At 52.3% G+C, this 20,695-nt stretch carries 16 protein-coding genes; 11 read left to right on the plus strand and 5 right to left on the minus strand.

Annotated features, from left to right (window positions below; translation table 11 throughout):
- The first annotated feature begins 67 nt into the window (after window positions 1-67).
- The 3 genes from JQN73_RS08315 (at window position 68) to JQN73_RS08325 (ending at window position 2,165) form a co-directional block, all read left to right on the plus strand.
- Window positions 68-697 carry a hypothetical protein gene (locus JQN73_RS08315; protein WP_205322605.1) on the plus strand — a complete coding sequence of 210 codons (630 nt, stop codon included), beginning with the start codon at window positions 68-70 and terminating at the stop codon, window positions 695-697.
- Between the two features lie 62 nt (window positions 698-759).
- Window positions 760-1,410, plus strand: a complete 651-nt coding sequence (locus tag JQN73_RS08320) for a cytochrome b/b6 domain-containing protein (protein ID WP_205322606.1) — start codon at window positions 760-762, stop codon at window positions 1,408-1,410.
- Entirely contained in the window at window positions 1,407-2,165 is a 759-nt protein-coding gene (locus JQN73_RS08325) for a molybdopterin-dependent oxidoreductase (protein WP_205322607.1), read from the plus strand. The genes JQN73_RS08320 and JQN73_RS08325 overlap by 4 nt, the downstream gene beginning before the upstream one ends.
- Window positions 2,166-2,206: 41 nt before the next feature.
- Here the strand turns inward: JQN73_RS08325 and yghU are convergent, their stop codons facing one another.
- Entirely contained in the window at window positions 2,207-3,082 is an 876-nt protein-coding gene (gene yghU, locus JQN73_RS08330) for a glutathione-dependent disulfide-bond oxidoreductase (protein WP_205323264.1), read from the minus strand.
- 608 nt (window positions 3,083-3,690) lie between these two features.
- On the opposite strand from yghU, the gene JQN73_RS08335 reads away from it, so the two are divergent.
- From JQN73_RS08335 to JQN73_RS08350, 4 genes are all read left to right on the plus strand, one after another.
- Window positions 3,691-4,581, plus strand: a complete 891-nt coding sequence (locus tag JQN73_RS08335) for a LysR family transcriptional regulator (protein WP_205322608.1) — start codon at window positions 3,691-3,693, stop codon at window positions 4,579-4,581.
- Between the two features lie 109 nt (window positions 4,582-4,690).
- On the plus strand, window positions 4,691-5,857 hold the full coding sequence (locus JQN73_RS08340; protein WP_205322609.1) for a CaiB/BaiF CoA-transferase family protein: 1,167 nt from the start codon (window positions 4,691-4,693) through the stop codon (window positions 5,855-5,857).
- Window positions 5,854-6,615, plus strand: coding sequence for an enoyl-CoA hydratase (locus JQN73_RS08345; RefSeq protein ID WP_205322610.1), 762 nt, complete (start codon window positions 5,854-5,856; stop codon window positions 6,613-6,615). Before JQN73_RS08340 ends, JQN73_RS08345 begins: the two co-directional genes overlap by 4 nt.
- Window positions 6,616-6,640: 25 nt before the next feature.
- Window positions 6,641-7,933, plus strand: a complete 1,293-nt coding sequence (locus tag JQN73_RS08350) for an MFS transporter (RefSeq protein ID WP_205322611.1) — start codon at window positions 6,641-6,643, stop codon at window positions 7,931-7,933.
- A gap of 701 nt (window positions 7,934-8,634) precedes the next feature.
- On the opposite strand, the gene JQN73_RS08355 is transcribed toward JQN73_RS08350, so the two are convergent.
- The 4 genes from JQN73_RS08355 to dnaA all read right to left on the minus strand — a co-directional run bounded on the left by JQN73_RS08355 (window position 8,635) and on the right by dnaA (window position 17,550).
- The gene (locus tag JQN73_RS08355; RefSeq protein WP_205322612.1) at window positions 8,635-11,151 is read right to left on the minus strand and encodes a bifunctional diguanylate cyclase/phosphodiesterase; all 2,517 of its coding nucleotides are present in this window, start codon (window positions 11,149-11,151) and stop codon (window positions 8,635-8,637) included.
- A gap of 821 nt (window positions 11,152-11,972) precedes the next feature.
- The gene (gene gyrB, locus JQN73_RS08360; protein WP_205322613.1) at window positions 11,973-14,456 is read right to left on the minus strand and encodes a DNA topoisomerase (ATP-hydrolyzing) subunit B; all 2,484 of its coding nucleotides are present in this window, start codon (window positions 14,454-14,456) and stop codon (window positions 11,973-11,975) included.
- A gap of 203 nt (window positions 14,457-14,659) precedes the next feature.
- Window positions 14,660-15,766: a DNA polymerase III subunit beta gene (gene dnaN / locus JQN73_RS08365; protein WP_205322614.1), complete on the minus strand. Its 1,107-nt coding sequence runs from the start codon at window positions 15,764-15,766 to the stop codon at window positions 14,660-14,662.
- Between the two features lie 362 nt (window positions 15,767-16,128).
- The gene (gene dnaA / locus JQN73_RS08370; protein WP_205322615.1) at window positions 16,129-17,550 is read right to left on the minus strand and encodes a chromosomal replication initiator protein DnaA; all 1,422 of its coding nucleotides are present in this window, start codon (window positions 17,548-17,550) and stop codon (window positions 16,129-16,131) included.
- A 472-nt stretch (window positions 17,551-18,022) separates the two neighbouring features.
- On the opposite strand from dnaA, the gene rpmH reads away from it, so the two are divergent.
- The 4 genes from rpmH (at window position 18,023) to yidC (ending at window position 20,689) form a co-directional block, all read left to right on the plus strand.
- Complete coding sequence (rpmH, locus tag JQN73_RS08375; RefSeq protein ID WP_061535510.1) at window positions 18,023-18,157, plus strand: 50S ribosomal protein L34; 135 nt, start codon at window positions 18,023-18,025, stop codon at window positions 18,155-18,157.
- Between the two features lie 23 nt (window positions 18,158-18,180).
- On the plus strand, window positions 18,181-18,594 hold the full coding sequence (locus JQN73_RS08380) for a ribonuclease P protein component (protein WP_370551333.1): 414 nt from the start codon (window positions 18,181-18,183) through the stop codon (window positions 18,592-18,594).
- Window positions 18,595-18,699: 105 nt separating this feature from the next.
- Complete coding sequence (gene yidD, locus JQN73_RS08385; RefSeq protein WP_205322616.1) at window positions 18,700-18,990, plus strand: membrane protein insertion efficiency factor YidD; 291 nt, start codon at window positions 18,700-18,702, stop codon at window positions 18,988-18,990.
- A gap of 19 nt (window positions 18,991-19,009) precedes the next feature.
- Entirely contained in the window at window positions 19,010-20,689 is a 1,680-nt protein-coding gene (gene yidC, locus JQN73_RS08390; protein WP_205322617.1) for a membrane protein insertase YidC, read from the plus strand.
- Window positions 20,690-20,695 lie beyond the last annotated feature (6 nt).

Below are 20,695 nucleotides of genomic sequence, written 5' to 3' on the forward strand. Positions count from 1 at the left end.
ACTGTCACCGATAAGACACGCGAGCACGCCTACTATAGAGTTCCCTGCAACCACTTAGACAACTTCCATGACAACTGCACAATTCTTACGTCGGCTGGTTCCCGCTCTGGCCGCATCGACTCTCCTCGCCTATGGCAGCGTTGCCATCGCCCAGACTGCCGCTCCGACCGCACCAATGCGGGTTCGCGCGACAATCGAAAAAGTCACCGCCGACACTCTCGAAGTCAAGACCAAAGCTGGCAAGAAACTGACCTTGAAACTGTCGCCTGACCTGGCGGTGATGTCGGTCAGCCATGCCGCCATTACGGATATCAAGTCAGACAGTTTCATCGGCAGCGCCGCCATTCCACTGCCTGATGGCACCCTCAAAGCGCTGGAAGTAACCGTGTTCCCGGCCGGCATGAAGTCGGGCGAAGGTCATTACGCCTGGGATCTGGGTAAGAAAAGCACCATGACCAACGGTACTGTCGGCGACGTGGTCGTCACCAGTGGCCGCACCATCACCGTTAAATATCCAGATGGCGAAAAGAAAATTGTGGTGCCGGCCGATGTCCCTATCGTTAGCCTCAACAAAGCTGACCGCAGCTTGCTGGTCGCTGGCGCCCATGGCGTGTTCGTGGTCACTAAAGCCCCCGATGGCAGCGAGGTGGTGGGTCGTGCCCTGGTTGGCATCAACGGCGTAGTACCGCCGATGTAATGCTTTATAGCGGGTAGCCGAGAAGCCAGGTTGCCCGCAACGATTCTAACTAAGGTGTATTCATGGCGACTGCCGATAAACCTCACCGCATCATTCATCCGTTGCTGGTGCGCGTAGCGCATTGGATCAACGCCTTCGCAATCGTCTGCATGGTAATGAGCGGCTGGGCGATCTACAACGCCTCGCCGCTATTCAGTTTCGATTTTCCGCATTGGGCCACGCTCGGCGGCTGGCTGGGCGGCGCAATCGCCTGGCATCTAGCGGCTATGTGGCTCTTGGTTGTGAATGGCTTGATCTATATTGGCTACGGCCTTCTGGCTGGCCATTTCCGCCGCCATTTTCTGCCGCTGCGTTTGCGCTCTCTGCTGCGTGATGTGAAAGATGCTTTCACTTTTAAGCTGGCGCACACGCCGGGCATCTATAACGCCGTGCAACGCCTGATGTACATCGTCGTCTTGTTGCTTTGTGGGCTGGTGGTAGCGTCCGGTCTGTCGATCTGGAAACCGGTGCAGCTGGATAGTCTGGTCGACCTGTTTGGCGGCTACGACGTTGCGCGCCGCGTGCACTTTGTAGCAATGGCCGGTATCGTCGCCTTCGTGGTGATCCATCTGGCATTAGTGCTGATCGTGCCGAGCACGCTGTTGCCGATGCTGACCGGACGGGCCCCCCGCGATGCGGGTAAGAAACTGACAAAGCAGGAGCAGCAAGTATGAGCGAGAAGAAACCCCCAACGCCGAAAAACAGTGAACTACAACCAGAACTTGTGCAACTGCAGCGCCGTCTGTTCCTGCGCTCGGGGCTGTCATTGGGTGCGTTGTCGCTGCTGAGCGGCTGCAATCTGCAGGACGGTGATCAGGTCGACAAGGTATTGTGGGCAATGTCACGCTGGAATGATCGTGTGCAAAGCTTGATATTTCGCCCCAATCATCTGGCGCCGACCTATCCGGCCAGCATGATCACCAAACCATTTCCATTCAACGCCTTTTATGACGCAGAATCGGCACCGGAAATCGACGGTGCGACCTATACACTGGAAGTCTCAGGGTTGGTGCGTGATAAGCGTAGCTGGACCCTGGCGCAATTAAGGGCCTTGCCACAGGCATCACAGATCACGCGCCATATCTGCATCGAGGGATGGAGCGCCATCGGTCAGTGGGGAGGCGTGCCGTTTCGCACTTTCCTGGCGCATATCGGCGCTGATACGACGGCAAAGTATGTCGGCTTCAAATGCGCTGACCGCTACTACTCCAGCATCGATATGGCAACCGCGCTGCATCCGCAAACTCTGCTGGCATTAGATTTCGGCACTTCGCCGTTACCAACCGAGTATGGCTATCCGTTGAAACTACGGGTGCCGACCAAGCTCGGCTTTAAGAATCCCAAGCACATTGCAGCGATCTTCGTCACCAATGAAAATCCCGGTGGGTATTGGGAAGATCAGGGGTATAACTGGTTCAGTGGTTCTTAGCACCTGCATTTGAAAGCCGTACAAAACCAGCGTGACTTACCCTAGGAGGAAGAGGCCAGCTTGTCTTGCGTCTTTAAGTCGAAATCGCTAGCGTCGTGACGCTCAAGCAATTGGCCGGATGGTTCGCCCCATGCACGGTTAACCTGGCGTCCGCGCACCACGGCTGGACGCAAAGCAATCTCGTCGGCCCAGCGCAACACATGCTTGTACTCATGCACGCTGAGGAACTCCCCTGCCTCGTAAAGCTGGCCTTTGACCAGCGCGCCGTACCAGGGCCATACCGCCATATCAGCGATAGTATAGTCGTCGCCCGCAACGAAGTGGTGCTCTGATAGCTGGCGGTCCAACACATCAAGCTGGCGCTTGACCTCCATCGCGTAGCGGTTGATTGGGTACTCGAACTTCTCCGGTGCATAGGCATAGAAATGGCCAAAGCCTCCGCCCAAAAAAGGCGCACTGCCCATCTGCCAGAATAGCCAGGACAAGCATTCGGCACGCGCCGCGCCACTGTCGGGCAGGAAGGCTCCAAACTTCTCAGCCAGATATTGCAGAATAGCGCCGGACTCGAACACGCGCACCGGTGTTTCGCCACTAAGATCCACCAGCGCCGGGATCTTCGAATTGGGGTTGGCCCCAACAAATCCACTCCCGAACTGATCGCCATCGTTGATACGAATCAGCCACGCGTCGTACTCGGCACCGCTGTGGCCCAACGCCAGCAACTCTTCAAGCATGATCGTCACCTTGACGCCATTGGGTGTGGCGAGCGAATAAAGCTGCAACGGGTGTTGCCCCACCGGCAGATCCTTATCATGCGTGGGACCGGCAACTGGCCGGTTGATGCTGGCAAACTTGCCGCCGCTTTCTTGATCCCAGGACCAGACCTTGGGTGGGGTGAACGAATTTACGCTGCTCATTGGGTGGTCTCCATTAACGTCGCGCAGTTTCCGGCGCAGAATATTGGTTAGTGTACCCGGTAAATGAAGGTCCCCTTCCGGTGCGGTTAATTTGTCGAGCTGTGCCTGGCTGAGCGTCATTTGAGCAATTCACCCACCAGGCCTGTCGCAAACCGACCATTGTTAGTTGAACAATCCGCGCGTATTTATAACAGGGAGCGGCCGAATCAAACCTAATAATACAAGACGCCCGATAAAATTCATCAGGCGTCTTTAGCGGCTATCTGATCAGAAAATTGGCGTACCGACAACTGTTACCGCGCATTTGCGCTGATCGTCGACGCTTTGCGCTATCGACGTTAAGCTGGTGAGATGTGCTCTGGAATCCAAGGTTGTGAAGACCGTGCGCAAAAACATTATAGAATAGCAACGCACGTAATTTGATCACTAAAAAATGCCTATCTGGCTTCTCAGGGAGGATTAGCGTGCGACCCTAGCAAACTTTTTGATCCCTAGGTCAAATTATTCAAGCCGCTCACGCCCCACCAGGTATTGCAAGAAGTCCCATTGAATTTGTTTAAACTGCAAAGTTCAAAAGGCGATACATCAATTTAAAGACAGGAGGCGCCGTGAAATTCGACACAAAGACGGTCAGACTAGTGTTGGCCATCGCAGAAGAGGGCAGCATTTCCCGCGCATCGGACAAACTTAGTCTGGCAGTGGCGGCTGCGTCCCGGCGCGTATCGGACCTGGAACAGCAACTCGGCGCCAAACTGTTCAATCGGGTGCCTCACGGCGTCGAGATTACTGAGTCCGGTATCAAACTGCTGCAATACATACGGCAGATCGATAACCTCATCGACCGCCTCGAAGGCGACGCCAAGGCACTCAACAATGGCCTCGACGGCCGCATTATCATCGGTTCGCCCAAAGCAGTCATCATCCAGTTCCTCGCCCGCGAAATTTCAACGATCCAGCGCAAGTTCCCCGCGATCTCCCTGAAAATCGTTGAGGAGAATAGCAAGATTGTGCAACAACTGCTACGCGACAAAGTAATCGACATAGGCATCTATGAGAAGCGGAGCGGCTTTTTAGACCTGCCGAAGTTGCCCTACCATGAAGACCGGCTGGTGCTGGTCTACAGCCGCGCGTATTTCAAGTTTCCCGACGGCCAGCTCGGGATCGACGACTTTCTCGATCTTCCCGTCGTCAGCCTTGGCAAGGGCTCTGCGGTCCTGGCTGCGGTGCAGCACGCGTACCGCAGTCGCGGACGACTGTTCCCCAACAATTTTACCGTCAGCGGTTTCGACACCATGCTAGCCCTGGTCCGCAACGGTCTGGGCGTCGGCCTCATGCCGCCCGAGGTCCTGCGCAGTTTTCATCCCGAAGAATCGCTGGTTGCAGCCGAGCTAAGCGGCGACTGGCATCAACGTAGCTACGTCCTTTCGTGCGTGGAAGGTCATGCTCAACAACAAACCTTGCATAACGTCGTGGCCGAACTACTTCGCAAAATGACATAAGCGCGCACCCTCCCGGTTTCGCAGGGCGCGATGCCAGGTATGATCCCTCCGTCATTGCGGCAGGCGGATCAGCGGACGATACTCGGGATAATAACTATCCGGAGATCACATGACACAATCTAAACACCTACCGCTGCAGGGTATCCGCGTACTGGACGTCAGTCAGGTCATGGCAGGGCCGTTCGCCTGCATGCTGCTGGCAGACCTGGGCGCTGACGTGATCAAGGTGGAACCCCCAGAAGGCGACCAGACCCGCGGTGCAATGGGCTTCAAGATGAAGGGACCCGACAGCATGGGATTCCTGAACATGAACCGCAACAAGCGCTCCCTGACGCTAGACCTCAAGAGCGAGGAGGGACGCGAGTTCTTCTACAAACTGGTTAAAACCGCCGACGTGATCGTGGAAAACTATCGCCCAGGTGTCGTGCAACGTTTGAAAATTGACTACGAGACCATCAAGAAAATTAATCCGAAGATCGTGTACGCCAGTATTTCCGGCTTCGGCCAAAGCGGACCCTGGGCCTCGCGGCCGGGCTTCGATCTGATGGCGCAAGCGATGTCCGGCGTCATGAGCGTAACCGGCTATAAGGGTGAAAAGCCAGTTAAGGCTGGCGTGCCGGTCGCCGACATCGGCTGCGCGCTGTTCGCGGTGTACGGCTTGCTTTCTGCCTACATCGGCGCCCAAAAATCGGGGGAAGGACAGCACATCGACGCCTCACTGTTCGATTCTGTGATGGCCTTTTCGATTTGGGATATGTCGGAATACTGGGGCACCGGCGTGCCGCCCGCGCCGCTTGGCACCAGCAATAAAATGAGCGCGCCATATCAGGCCGTCAAAGCACGCGACGGCTACTTTGTGATGGGTGCGACCAATCAGAAACTGTGGACCAAGTTGTGCAATCTGCTGCAACGCCCGGAGCTTATCAGGCACCCTGACTATGCAAGCGTATCGCTGCGTCTGAAAAATCGCGAGGCGCTGATCGAAGCGTTGGAGCAGGAGTTTGCCAAGCGGGACAGTGACGCGTGGGTCGATGCCATGCTCGCCGATGGCATTCCGGCCGGGCCGATCCTGACGTATCCAGAGGCATTCGAAAGCGAGCACGCCAAGCATCGCCAGATGTGCATGGAAATCGACCACCCCAACGAAGGCAAGGTCAAAAACATCGGCTTTGCGGTCAAGATGCTGGGTACGCCACAGACGGTGCGCCGTCACCCGCCGCTATTAGGCGAGCACAACGAAGAGATTTTTGCCGAAATCAACGGGGTCTCTCCATGAACGAATCAGTCAGACTGACCGTGCATTCGTCGGGCGCGGCCGAGATCGTCATTGACCGCCCCGAACGCCACAATGCGATGACCATTCCCATGTATGAATCACTGCTGACGCTAATCGCACAATGCGGGCAGAATCCAGCCGTGCGCTGCATTCTGTTTCGTGGCGCCGGCGGCAAGTCGTTCATCTCGGGCACGGACATCGCGTACTTCAAGGATTTCCGCAATGGACGCGATGGGGTAGCCTACGAAGATTTGGTCGAGCGTGTCATTAACGCGGTTGAACGGATTGCAGTCCCGACCATTGCCGTTATTGACGGATGGGCTGTGGGCGGCGGCCTGGCGCTGGCGACGGCATGCGATTTCCGACTCTGCAGCGATGCTTCGCGCTTCGGCGCCCCAATTGCCAAGACACTCTCCAATACCCTATCGTCGCGCAACATCGCACGCCTGCTAGCGGCATTCGGCGTACCCAGGGTTAAGAAGATGTTGATGCTTGCCGACTACATTGCAGCGCCGGAAGCGTTTGCGTGCGGCTATGCCTACGAAATATGCGCACAGGCCGCGCTGGATCAGGCAGCCCATGCGTTGGCGCAGCGGTTGATCGCGCTCTCGCCCGTAACCCAAGAAGCGGTGAAAGAAAGTCTGCGTCGGATCGTCGTTGAGCAAAATCTCGATGATGAAGATCTGATCGAAAAAGTATATGGCAGCGTCCGCTTCAGGGATGCTGTGACCGCTTTCACATCGGGCCTGACCAAGTAATAACGATAAAAAATAGGGAGACAATATGAAAAGATTCCGCCTCAAGGCAACCACCACCGTGCTTCTAATGTTGTGCCTGATGTATTTCATCACCTACATCGATCGGGTCAACGTGAGCACTGCCGCAAGCCAGTTCAAGTCCGAACTTGGGCTGAACAACACCGAACTGGGCTTTATTTTCTCGGCTTTCGCTTACCCGTACGTGGTGTTCCAGTTTATTGGCGGTTGGATCAGCGATCGCTTCGGCGCCAAGCGCACGCTCATCTTCTGCTCCTTCATTTGGGCGGCAGCAACCGTGCTCACCGGCCTGGCCGGCGGCTTCGTCTCACTGGTGGCGGCACGCTTGCTGCTGGGCTTGGGTGAGGGTGCCACTTTTCCCGCGGCGACCAGCGCGATGGCATCGTGGGTGCCCAAGGACAGACGCGGCTTTGCGCAAGGGATTACACACTCTGCGGCTCGTCTCGGCAACGCCGTGGCACCGATACTGGTGTTATCCATGATGACTGCGTTTGACTGGCGCTTTTCGTTTTATCTATTGGGTGCGCTGAGTTTTGGCTGGCTGGTACTGTGGGCGGTCACGTATACCGAAATGCCGGCGGATCACCCGCGCATCATGGCTGCCGAAATCAGTAGCCTACCGCCTCCCCGAATTCGTCCGGTACAAGTACCCGGAACCTGGCTACGTCTGTATCGCCGCTTGCTGCCGGTCTCGGGTGTTTATTTCTGTTACAACTGGATTCTCTGGTTGATGCTAGGTTGGATGCCGCTGTATTTCATGCATACCTTTCATCTGAACATCAAAGAAGCTGTCGTGTTCACCTCGGGCGTGTTCGTCGCCGGCGTATTTGGCGACCTGGCCGGCGGAATGCTGAGTGACCGACTGCTGCGCCGCACTGGCAATCTGAAACTGGCGCGCAGCTATCTGGTGGCGTTCTGCATGAGTATGACTGCCTTATCGCTGCTACCGGTTCTGCTGATGCACGATCCGGTGTATTCGCTCATCTTTCTCGCTGCGGCAATGTTCTTCAATGAAATGAACGTCGGTCCGATGTGGGCGATTCCGATGGATGTGGCCTACGACCGCTCGGGCACGGCCAGTGGCATCATGAGTGGCAATGGCGTGACTGCGGCCATCATCAGCCCGGTTATCGCCGGCTACCTGGTCGATCGCCTGGGTAATTGGGATTTGACCTTCCAGCTGTCTATCGTTGTAATGGTATGCGGGGTACTGCTGACTTTCTTCATGAAACCGGATGTGCCATTCGTGACTGAGTTGAAAGAATCGAGCCCGACTGCCCCGGTTGCTTTACAAGTTTAGCCACGATGATACGCGTTGACGGGATCTAGTTGGTATCAAGTGCGGCTGCGGCGCAAAGTTGCCGGCTCCTTCATTAAGGCCGATAATGTAGGTTAGCCGTAAAGTTTCTAGCAGCTCAGTCGCGAATGCCACTCCCTCGTCAGTGTGTATGGAGAGATCGGGAAGGTAGGACATCAACTTGCGAGGTTCCTGAAAACCAAACGTGGACAGCGAAAGACCGGCGCAAATTGGCTGTAAATGTTCGCGTTTCGTCGCGTGCGGCGTACATTGGACAAACGGCGGCGTCGCTTAGCACTGGTCTAGCGACCAATTGGATAGAAGGTCCGCTACCATCCACCCTGATAGCGCTAGTGAAAACGAGTGACCGCAAACGCCTTGCATTTCAGCCATTCATAACGCATTGGCAGCGACTTAAACAAGTCTGGTCTGAATAGAAAAACCGTGGCCGCTAACCGCGTGCACGCGCTTTTAAAAAGAAAAGAAGACGACTGACCTATAGGATGATGCACCTGCATCGGAATTATTATGTTGCAGCTCTTCAAGCAGTTGTAGCTCCATCATCCGGGTATCGTGTTGCCACTTTGTTGATTTCCGACAATTCTACCTTAGCGCAATTCTTCTCAATGGTGGCTGACCTTGCTTTTGGTCACGGACGTCGTTAGACCCGAGACGGGGGAAGTCATTGTGTGTCATACGGTGCGTTAATCATCATTATCTTCCGTTCCGGATTGAGAAATTTTCTCAAAGTACCGTGAAAAAATGGCGGAAAAACTGTTACTTGGCCCGTTCACGGCACACTGATACAAGTCGGACCACTCCTCAATGGCAACTGGCTTGCCGAATAGATAACCTTGGAAATTTGTGCATCCGTTTTCTAGCAGGAAATGCAGTTGCGCCTCGGTTTCGACGCCTTCTGCAATCACCTGAATCCCGAGCGATTTATTCATGGCAATAATAGCGCACACAATGGCGGCATCGCTAGGGTCGCTGGTTATATCGCGGACGAATGATTGATCGATCTTCACTTCGTTCAGCGGTAATCGCTTCAGATACGACAGCGAGGAAAAGCCGGTGCCGAAGTCGTCCAGAGAAAAGGTGACGCCAAGCGCTCTGATCTGATGCATCCGGGTAATGACATCGTTAATTTTCTCCAGCACAATGCTTTCTGTCAACTCTAGTCTTAGCAGTTTTGGGTTAGCCCCTGAAAATTTCAGCGTATCAAAAACCTGTTCTACGAAATTCGGCTGGTGAAACTGGCGTGCACTAACGTTAATCGAAATATGCAAATTGCTCGTGCTCGGATTTTCCGACCAAGTTCTGAGTTGTGTACAGGCGGTCTGCATGACCCACAGTCCCAATGGGAGGATAAGGCCGGTGTCTTCGGCTAGTTGTATAAAATGAGCAGGTGAGACGATTTTTTTCTCTGGCGTGAACCAGCGCAACAGAGCTTCCGCTCCGATTAAACATCCTTGTTGATCAACTTGGGGTTGATAGAACAGCTGAAATTCGCCATTTTGCAATCCCTTACCTAGCGCGTTCTCCATCCTTAAACGCGATTCAAGAGCAGCTTGCATGGCTGGATTGAAAAACGTAATGGTATTCCGCCCCGCAGCTTTAGCTTGATACAACGCGGTATCGGCATGCTTGAGCAACACATCGATGGTATCCGCATTGTTCCTGAAAAGTACGGCACCGATGCTGGTGGTGACTGTGCGCGTGTACTCAACGTGATTTAACGTGTAAGGCTGGTTGAGCGCAATTTTAATTTTGTCGGCTATCGTCTCAACAAGGCTGGCGGCTATTGTTTTATCCGTTGCCAGCCCCTCAATTATCACCAGGTATTCATCCCCGCCAAAACGGGAGACGGTATCTTCCAATCGCAATGAGGAGACGATTCGAAGCCCCACTTCAATCAGTAGTTGATCTCCGACATCGTGACCATGCGTGTCGTTGACAGTCTTGAAATCGTCGAGATCAAGCATCAATAGCACGCCATATTTCGTAGAGCGGTTGCTGGTGGTTAAAGCCTGACCAAGTCGGTCCATCGCTAGTCGGCGATTAGGCAGTTTTGTGAGCACGTCAAAATAGGCCAAATTCCAGATTTTTTCCTCCGCTTCCTTTCGCTCAGTGATTTCCAGTTTCAGGTGATGGGCGGATTCAGCCAAGTTCGCTATATGTTCCAGATGTTTCCTGGCGCGCATCTTCAATGTTTGCACGTAACTCGCGACAAAAATGGTAAACAGGAGGCCACACGCCAGTGCCCACCACGCCTGCCTAACCTTATGAACGGTTTCGAAGGCGCTGGTCGATTCCACGTGGACTAGCCAGTTCTGGCCCGGCACACTCAATGGCTGGGCGAAGTGATACCCATCATGGAGGACTTGTTCAGCGTTGCCTCCGTGGGTCGTATGCGGGCGGCTATAGAGTATGCCTTCGGTTGACTTGACGGAGGAATCGCGTACCGTAATGGCCATTTCTGCAGTCGGAATATTGCGGAGGACGTAATCTATCATGTTGTCGATACGAAATACGCCCAAAACATAGCCCCGCAATGCCGTCCTTCTCGTTGCCGGGGACGTCGGAACTCCTCCGACGCCATAGACCGGATAAAGCATCAGAAAACCACGCTGGAAACCATCTCCCTGTATTAAGACAATGGGTACCGTAGCCTTCATCTCGCCTGAATCTCTGGAGGACTCGAGAGCAGCCAGACGACTGGGATTCGAGGCCAAGTCATAGCCTAGGGCCGCTTCATTGCCTTGTACAGGTTCGACAAAATAGACCGGGAAATACTCCGCTCGGTCCGCAGCAGTCACTGTTCGCCCGCTGGCCTGCTTTTCAGTGAAGCGAAAATCTGGAAATATCTGTCTGGCACTATGTTCATAGGCGACACGTTGGCTGCCGGAGACGCGAGGAATCCACTCCAAAGCTTGGATGTCTCCATGGTTCGGCAGCAATTCAGTGACGAAGTGGTGAAATTCGTTGCGGTTGATCGGATCGATGCTGGTATACAGCGCCGCAAAGGATTCCAGAATCTGGACGTTGCGGTCGACCCCCTGTTGAAGAATGCTGGCCAGGGAGCTGGCTTGTTGTGTGAACTCGTTCTCAAGCAATTCCTGTTCCGTTTTCCTCACCTCAGAAAATACATAAAGCGTAAAGAATATTCCTATGATGAGAATTAATAAGGGCAACTTCAGCCATTTGGTTGTTCGATTCAATTAAGGCCCTTGCTTTTCTTAAAGATTGGGGCTCGAGTCGCAATGGAACGTCTATGGGAATCCTCCGTTAAACGCTCCATTGCACCGGGGACTCCAGCTTTTTGAGTGTAATCATCGACGTTAATGATCGGCTATATCAACTTTCAGAGCCGTATCTGCTGCAGGATTCGCAGTTTCCTCTTTCTGTTTCAATGCGTTGATTTTTTTGAGTTTTTCTTCTTGCGCTTTGATACGTTCATCGATGGGGGTATGTTTTTTTGATCACCTATTTTATTCTTATTTAGTTGTCAGGTGGTAATAAGGCAATCCCACAGTCGAATGTCCATCGATCGAAGGTAAAAGGCCCGTGCCCCCCCTCACTACACACAACTATCGCCCGCAGCCATGAGCATCGTCACAGCGGCATACAGTTTCCTCCGGTGTCGCAATATATGTCGCGTCATTAGCTTTTTATTCAACGTGTAGGGGGCGGAGGAAGGTCGTGAAGTGAAGGTATTCAGCAGGACTTTAGAAAACGATTCGTATCGCTTTAGACATCGGAAAAACGCGCTCCGACTGGCGATAAAGTGGAAAGTATCGGAGCCTGATTAACAATATACCGTCTAAGCTCAATCAGGCGTCCAGTTGAAGCCAGAAGCAAAAAGCTCGTACATCGCTAACGGACGCACGAGCTTCTGAAAAAGTGGAGCGAGTAATCACAGATGTCAACCCGCCGGACAGATCCGCTAACCATCAACGGCGTTGTCTACGAGTTGTTTTCCCCATCTTTGCCAGTTTTATCCGTCCCAAACTGCCAACCAATCGGTACAGCTACAACAACATCAAACGTCAATATTCCCAGCCTGCAAAGCATTCAACTCAATGAACGCACGACGTGGTTCCACGTCATCACCCATCAGCGTCATAAAGATCTGATCGGCTGCAATCGCGTCGTCGATCTGGACTTTTAGCAAGCGGCGCACGGTTGGGTCCATGGTGGTTTCCCATAGCTGGCTTGGGTTCATTTCTCCCAATCCTTTGTAGCGCTGTTTGCTGACGCCGCGTTCGGCTTCGTCGCGCAGCCAGGCCATGGCTTGATGGAAATCGGTGATGGCGAATTCTTTGACTTTTTCGCCGGTGCCGCGTCGGACCATTGCGCCTGCGCCGATAAGACCTTTGAATGTGGCGGCCGCGTTGCAGAGGACTTTGTAGTCTGAGCTGGCGACAAAGTCACTGTCGATGATGCTGGCTTTGATATTACCGTGGTACATCCGCTGAATACGCAGTTGATGTTTTTCGGTTAGCTCGTCGGATCTGACGACGACCGTCACGGCAGGATCGCCGATTTCTTTGGTCAGGGCTTGTGCGGATCGTTCGGCATTCTCTGCATTGTCGAGCAAAAGCGTAACGCCGGTCATGATGGCGGTGAGCGCCGCGCCGTCAATCGCACGCGTCAGACGTGTGATGATGGCGTTGGCGGTGTTGTACTGGCGGACCAATTCGGTCAGGGCTGGGCCGCTGATCGGGTCGGTTCCGGTGCTAGGGATGAGCGAGGCGTCGTTTAGGGCAACCTGCATCATGTACTGAACCTCTTCCACGTCATCTTTCAGATAACGTTCGTCCTTGCCGTGCTTGACTTTATATAGCGGTGGTTGCGCGATGTAGATGTGACCGCGCTCAACCAGCTGCGGCATCTGACGATAGAATAGTGTCAGCAGCAGCGTGCGAATGTGGGCGCCATCAACGTCCGCATCGGTCATGATGATGATGCGGTGATAGCGCAGTTTGTCGGCGTTAAATTCGTCCGGTCCGATACTCGTTCCCAGCGTCGCGATCAGGGTGGTGATCTGTTCTGATGAGAGCATTTTTTCGAAGCGTGCTTTTTCGACGTTCAATACTTTACCGCGCAGTGGCAGAATCGCTTGAAATTTGCGATCGCGGCCTTGCTTGGCTGAACCGCCCGCGGAGTCACCCTCGACGATGTAAAGTTCGCACAATGCGGGGTCTTTTTCCTGGCAGTCGGCCAGCTTTGAGGACAGGCCAAGGCCGTCCATCACGCCTTTGCGACGCGTCAATTCACGCGCTTTACGGGCAGCATCGCGCGCGCGTGCGGCTTCAACAATTTTGCCGCAAATAATTTTTGCGTCGTTTGGCTTTTCCTGCAAATAGTCGCTGAGGGTTCTGGCGACGATTTCTTCGACTGGTAACCGGACTTCACTGGAAACCAGTTTATCCTTGGTTTGCGAGCTGAATTTAGGCTCCGGTACCTTGACCGATAGAACGCAGGTCAGGCCTTCGCGCATATCGTCGCCACTTGTTTCCACTTTGGCGCGTTTGGCGAAATCGTGTTCTTCGATGTATTTGTTCAACACCCGCGTCATGGCTGCGCGCAAGCCGGTCAGATGCGTCCCGCCATCACGTTGCGGAATATTATTGGTGAAACAAAGTACTTGTTCGTTATAAGCATCATTCCATTGCATGGAGACGTCGACTGTAACGCCTTCCTTTTCACCGGTTGCCTGAAAAATCGTTGGGTGCAATACGCTTTTATTTTTGTTGATGTATTCGACAAATCCACGCGTGCCGCCTTCGAAGGCGAACATTTCTTCCTTGCCGGTGCGCTGGTCGGTCAATTTGATCCGTACGCCGTTGTTCAGGAACGATAATTCACGGATGCGCTTTGCCAGAATTTCATAATGAAATTCGACGTGCGTAAAAATTTCTTCATCGGCCCAGAAGTGCACTTCGGTGCCGCGTTTGTCGGTGTCGCCGATAACTTTGATCGGAGACACGACCATGCCATTGATGGTTTCGATTTCCCGATTTTGCGGCACACCCCGAACAAACTCCATGTAATGGACTTTGCCATCGCGACGAATCGTGAGCTTCAATAACTTCGATAAGCCGTTGACGCAAGAGACGCCGACGCCATGCAAGCCACCAGAAACTTTATAGGAATTCTGGTCAAACTTGCCACCGGCGTGCAGTTCGGTCATGACGATTTCTGCGGCGCTGCGTTTAGGCTCGTGCTTGTCATCGAACTTAATACCGGTTGGCACACCACGGCCGTTGTCAGTAACCGAAATGGAATTGTCGGAGTGAATCGTGACGTTGATTTCGGTGCAATGACCAGCCAGAGATTCATCAATCGAGTTATCCAGAACTTCGAAAACCAGATGATGCAAACCGGTGCCATCTGAAGTGTCGCCGATGTACATCCCCGGACGTTTTCGTACTGCTTCCAGACCTTCGAGGATCTGAATTGAGGACGCGCCGTACGCTTCTGGCGCTGGCTGAGTGGTGTTGTCTTGAGGGATTGATGACATGGCTACCTTCTGAATAAACTTCTACAAAAACGTGAATCCAAGCGGAAATCCGCAACCTGCAGATTTCTTAAATGTGGCGAAGGGGCCGAAGCCCCCACGTCACGATGGCATTACTTTGACGATTTTTTTGACTTGATATGACCTGATGTAGCATCATTTCACATGATGTCATGTAGCATGACGCTAGAATATTTTTCAGAGCCTTATATCCGCATCGGCATAACGACATATTTAAAATCGACATTCTCCGGGACGGTAATCAATGCTGATGAATTGGCGTCACCAAGGGCAATATTGACGTTCTCGCCCTTTAGATTATTCAATACATCGAGCAAATAAGTGACATTGAAACCAATGTCCACGCTGTCTCCGCCGTAGTCGATTTCAAGCTCTTCGATCGCTTCTTCCTGATCGGCATTGGTCGAGCTAATTTTTAGGCTACCCGGTGTAACGACCCAGCGCACGCCCTTGAACTTGTCACTGGTCATGATCGCTGCGCGTTGTAGCGAGCGCAACAGGCGATCCCGGCCAATGGTGAAATCGTTCTTATAACCTTTTGGCACGACGCGGGTGTAATCAGGGAACTTGCCTTCAACCAGTTTGGAAATCAGCTCAATATCAGCAAACGAAAGTTTGACCTGATTATTGGCGATCTCTAATTGCACCGGCTCATCGGTTTCGTCCAGCAAGCGTTGCAGTTCGATGATGGTCTTGCGTGGAATGATGACTTCCTGGCGCGCAAATTCTTGCTCGGTAGCGACCTGGCAAAAAGCCAGACGATGACCATCAGTAGCGACGGCGATAACATTACTGCCGTCCAATACCAACAACAAGCCATTAAGGTAGTAGCGGATGTCCTGTTGGGCCATCGAAAAATGGACCATGTTAAACAAATGCTTCAAAGTCTTTTGCGGCAGCGTGACGGTGGCATTGAAATGCTCAGCCTGAGCGACAGTCGGGAACTCTTCCGCTGCTAAGGTTTGCAGGGCAAAACGGGACTTGCCAGATTGCACCGTCATCCGTTTGTTGCTCAATGTTAGCGAGACTTCACCCGATTCTGGCAACGCGCGCAGGATATCCAGAAGTTTTCGTGCGGCAACTGTGGTTGCAACAACTTCCGCGCCAGTGCCTACATTGGCATTGGTCGTAATTTGCACTTCAATGTCGGTAGACAGAAAAGAGACTTTTTCGCCGTCCTTGCGAATGAGGATATTGGCCAGAATCGGCAATGTGTGCCGACGCTCGACAATACCGCTCACGATCTGCAGTGGCCGGAGAAGGGTATCTCGGTTAGTTTTGACCAATTGCATAGCTATATCCTTATTATCTAAAATTCAACAAATATCGCTTATTTTAGCCATTCTAAGTGGCCTTCAACCAACCTTACAATGTAACTTAATTCGAGGGCTTATGAATGACCTAAGCAATAAAAGTATCACTCACCTATGCATTATAAGGCCGTGGGAGGCCGCATCTTGTGTTTCCATAGCGAAACCAGAATCACTCCCATTTCTTCCGGCCGCGACTCGGCATTTTTTATACGTGATTCGAACAACATTTTTACGACAAGAAAACCACACTTTTGCTGTCAAGGTTAGCGTGGCGTCAAATGTTATCCACAGGCAGAGAAGCATTCTTCACAAGGCGCGCTGAATGAAACGTGCCGGCAGATTTAACCTTTTAGTGTTTGCTCTAAAACGTGCAGTTCGTGATTACATTCTGGATTCTTGGTCCGGTCACCGGCGATCTTACGTACTGCGTGTAACACCGTTGTATGGTCACGTCCCCCGAACAATTCGCCAATCTCAGGCAAACTTTTTTGGGTGAGTTCTTTTGCCAGATACATGGCAATTTGACGCGGACGCGCAATATTGGCGGGCCGCTTTTTTGAGTACATGTCGGCGACTTTGATATTGAAGAAGTCCGCGACCGTCTTTTGAATATTTTCGACAGAAATCTGTCGGTTTTGCACGGAAAGCAAATCTTTCAACGCATCTTTAACAATATCGATTGTGATGTCTTTGCCATGAAAACGTGAGTACGCCAAAATCTTGCGCAACGCACCTTCCAATTCACGGACATTCGAACGTAAATGTTTTGCAACAAAAAAGGCCACGTCATCCGAGAACGTGACGCCTTCGGATGCTGCTTTTTTCAGCAAAATGGCGACGCGCATTTCTAATTCCGGAGGCTCAATAGCGACCGTTAAACCCGAATCAAAGCGCGAAATCAAGCGATCATCCATGCCAGTGATTTCTTTCGGATAAGTATCACTGGTGATAATAATTTGTTTCTTTGCGGCAATCAGTGCTTCGAACGCGTAGAAGAATTCCTCCTGTGTGCGACTCTTCCCGCCGAAGAATTGAATATCATCTATTAACAATAAGTCAAGCGAATGATAGTAGCGCTTGAAATCGTCAAATCCCTTACGTTGGTAAGCGGTCACTACGTCGCGAACGTATTGCTCAGCATGAATATAGCGAATTTTTGAGGATGGATTATCAGCCAGAAGCTGGTTCCCGATCGCATGGATCAGATGCGTTTTGCCAAGGCCAACGCCGCCATATAAAAATAATGGGTTATAAGAAACGCCAGGATTATTAGCCACCTGGATGGCAGCAGCACGCGCAAGTTGATTTGCTTTACCGGTAACGAAACTGTCAAAACTTAGCTCTGTATTGATACGTGACTGGTCACGCCGCGCTATCACCGCGCTTGATTCAGCTTGCGCTTCAGGCATGCGATCAAAGTGATTACTGCTGCCACCATGCGGGAATACCGGAGAGGAGTTCGGGTGCGCGCCGTCCAACGCGACTGGTAGCGTTGAAACACTTGGTTTTCGTGCAACATTGGTGCGCGGGTCCAGCATGAACTGAACGTCAACTGGCGCTTCCCAAAATTCCGATGCGAGTGTCGTGATGCGGCTTGCAAACTGCGTTTTAACCCAATCCAGTTTGAACCGGTTTGGGGCAGCAATCCGCAACCGTCCGTCTTCATAGTCAATCGGGGATAGTGGTTTAATCCACGCGCTAAATTGTTGAGGCGTCAACTCCTGCTCCAACTGAGCGGAGCAACTTTGCCAGAAATTTTCCATTAATCGTCTAAGTGAAAGAATGTGGAAGAAAGATCATTGCGCTCCGTGCCAGACATTTTGGTGCCTGCTTTGGATCGTACGACGCAACCATGACCGGGCCACATAGGGACTCTCAAAGGGACCCGAGGTTATCGTCAATAGGGAGAGCGCATGCCACAATAAGACGCTATTCTACCCCTGCTGACGAAAGTTATCCACAGGCACGGCGTTTACTTTCAGACTTAACCATTCGCAGGGGCGCACATCAAAAATACGCTAAGTGATTGACAAACAAGCAGAAAATGCGTTCTAATCCAAGGTTCACCGCACGTTGAATTGCGAGATTGCAAACTTAACTGCTCGAAATGACTGCTCCGACACTGCGTTAACCTAGTAATGCGACACAGTAATTCGGTTCGGACCAGCTCGAACAGCCGGCAACGCGCAAAGTGTAAAGATCCGATTTTTATTTCTGCTGATTAGCGAGACCATAATGAAACGTACTTATCAACCTTCCGTCGTACGTCGTAAACGTACCCACGGCTTCCGCGCACGTATGGCAACCCGTGGTGGCCGCGCTGTGCTGAATGCACGTCGCGCCAAAGGCCGTAAACGTCTAGCAGCTTAAGCCGTATTCTTGGCGCAGCTTGCGTGACAGGCGACCGTTCAGAGACCTCTTCACCGAGTTCTATACTGAGCTTTCCCCGTGACCGACGCATCGTTAAAACGGATGAATTTTCATCCGTTTTTCGTTTGCGCCCAGTCTATCGGACTGCCCATTTCGTTTTGTATACTCGCGTTAATCCGTTGCCTGATGCTAAGGCGCGATTAGGCGTTGTTGCAGCAAAACGACTGGCACCGAGGGCTGTCACGCGTAACACCGTAAAACGGGTTACGCGCGAATTGTTTCGCCAGACGTCTTTGCCCCCCATTGACTGCATTGTGCGTTTATCCAAACCGGTAAACACCAAGGCAGGTCCCGCCACGACCGCAAGTCTTAAACGGGAATTACGAAGCGAATTAATTAAATTATTCGCCTCGCAATCTATTGCGGCAAGCGCTTAGTAACATGGGCGACGGCCAATAGACGATAAAAGATGGGCACGCGATGCGCATCTTAAGTATCAAAAATGCACCAAAATAAGATGCCGAGAGATGCGGAAAGCAATCATGAAAGCGACTTTACTGTTCCTGTTGCGATGCTACAAATTGGGAGTCAGTCCATTTTTGGGCCAGAATTGTCGTTTCTATCCGAGCTGTTCCGACTATGCTGCTGAAGCAATCAGTACACATGGTGCCTTTAAGGGCAGCATTTTGGCTGCCTGTCGCCTTGGAAAATGTCATCCATGGCATGCTGGCGGTCTCGATCCGGTACCGCCCTCCTCGTCTGCATCCCCTGCATCCTCTGCCAAACCCTCTGCAACTTCCGCTGAACGATCATGCGGTTGCAGCCACTCCTGAATCTTAGAGAACTACTCTTATGGATATCAAACGTACCGTCCTGTGGGTTGTATTTTCCCTGTCGCTGCTGTTCCTTTGGGATAACTGGCAACGTCATAACGGCAACGCGTCAATGTTTTTTCCGAATGCGACTCCGACGGCACCTGCTGTTGGCGCTGCCGGTGCTGCGCCTGCTGCAGGCGTAACCGCTCCTGGCGCAGCCGGCAGTGACGTGCCGCAAACGGCCGGCGCTGCCGGAACCGCTGCACCTGCCAGCGCGGTGCCCGACACAGCGACTGCTTCAAAAGGCGAAACGATCACCATCACCACCGATGTCGTCAAAGCAGAAATTGACACCATAGGCGGTCAGTTGAAGCGTCTGGAATTGCTCAAACAACGCGACACAGTCGATCCGACCAAGAATCTTGTGCTGTTCGACTCTAGTCCGACCCGTACTTATCTGGCTGATACCGGCTTGATCGGTGGCAACTTCCCGAACCACAAATCGACTTTCGTTGCTTTGCCCGGTGCACGGTCGTTAGATAACGGTAATCAGGTACAACTGGTACTGGAGTCGACACAGGGTGGCGTCAAGCTGACGAAAACGTTCACATTCAAACGCGGTGATTACGCCATTGATGTGAAACATACCGTCACGAATGAAGGCAGCACGCCAATCACGCCTTCGTTATATTTGCAACTGGTCCGTGACGGTAACAAACCTGAAGGTGAACAACGTTTCGTCAACACCTTTACCGGTGCTGCAGTGTTCACTGAAGCGAATAAATTCCAGAAGTTTACGTTCGATAAAATAGAAAGCAACAAAGCAGACCACGCCAACAAGTCTAACGATGGCTGGTTCGCGATCATGCAACACTATTTTGTCTCGGCATTCATTCCGCCAGAAAATGCACCACGCGAAATCTTCACCAAAAAAGTCGCGACCAACCTGTACGCTATCGGTAACGTGCTGCCACTGGGCACGATCGCTCCTGGCGCTAGCGTGACGATGGATTCACGCTTGTTCTCCGGCCCGGAAGAGTCTGCAGTTCTGGAAGCCACCGCACCCGGTTTAGAGCTGGTAAAAGACTATGGCTGGCTGACGATCATCGCTAAGCCAATTTTCTGGTTGATGACAAAGATTCATAAAGTGCTTGGCAACTGGGGCTGGACCATTATCGCGTTGACGATCATGATCAAGCTGCTGTTCTTCCCATTGTCGGCAGCAAGCTATCGCAGCATGGCTAAAATGAAAAAAGTCACGCCGAAGATGACCGCGATCCGTGAACGCCATAAAGGCGAGCCGCAAAAAATGAATCAGGAAATGATGCAGTTGTACAAAACCGAGAAGATCAATCCACTCGGCGGCTGCCTTCCTATCGTGATTCAGATTCCGGTATTCATTTCGCTGTATTGGGTGTTGTTAGCCAGTGTGGAAATGCGTAACGCGCCATGGCTTGGCTGGATTCATGATTTGGCGGCACCGGATCCGTTTTACATTTTGCCGGTAGTGATGGCCATTTCGATGTTCATCCAGACCAAGCTCAATCCGAAACCGCCTGATCCAATGCAAGCTAAGGTAATGATGTTCATGCCATTGATTTTCTCGGTCATGTTCTTCTTCTTCCCTTCGGGTCTGGTCCTGTATTGGATCACCAACAATGTGCTGTCGATAGCACAGCAATGGGTGATTACCAAAAACATGGAAAGCAAGGGCTAAGCGGAA

The organism is Glaciimonas sp. PAMC28666, assembly GCF_016917355.1.
GTDB lineage: Bacteria > Pseudomonadota > Gammaproteobacteria > Burkholderiales > Burkholderiaceae_D > Glaciimonas.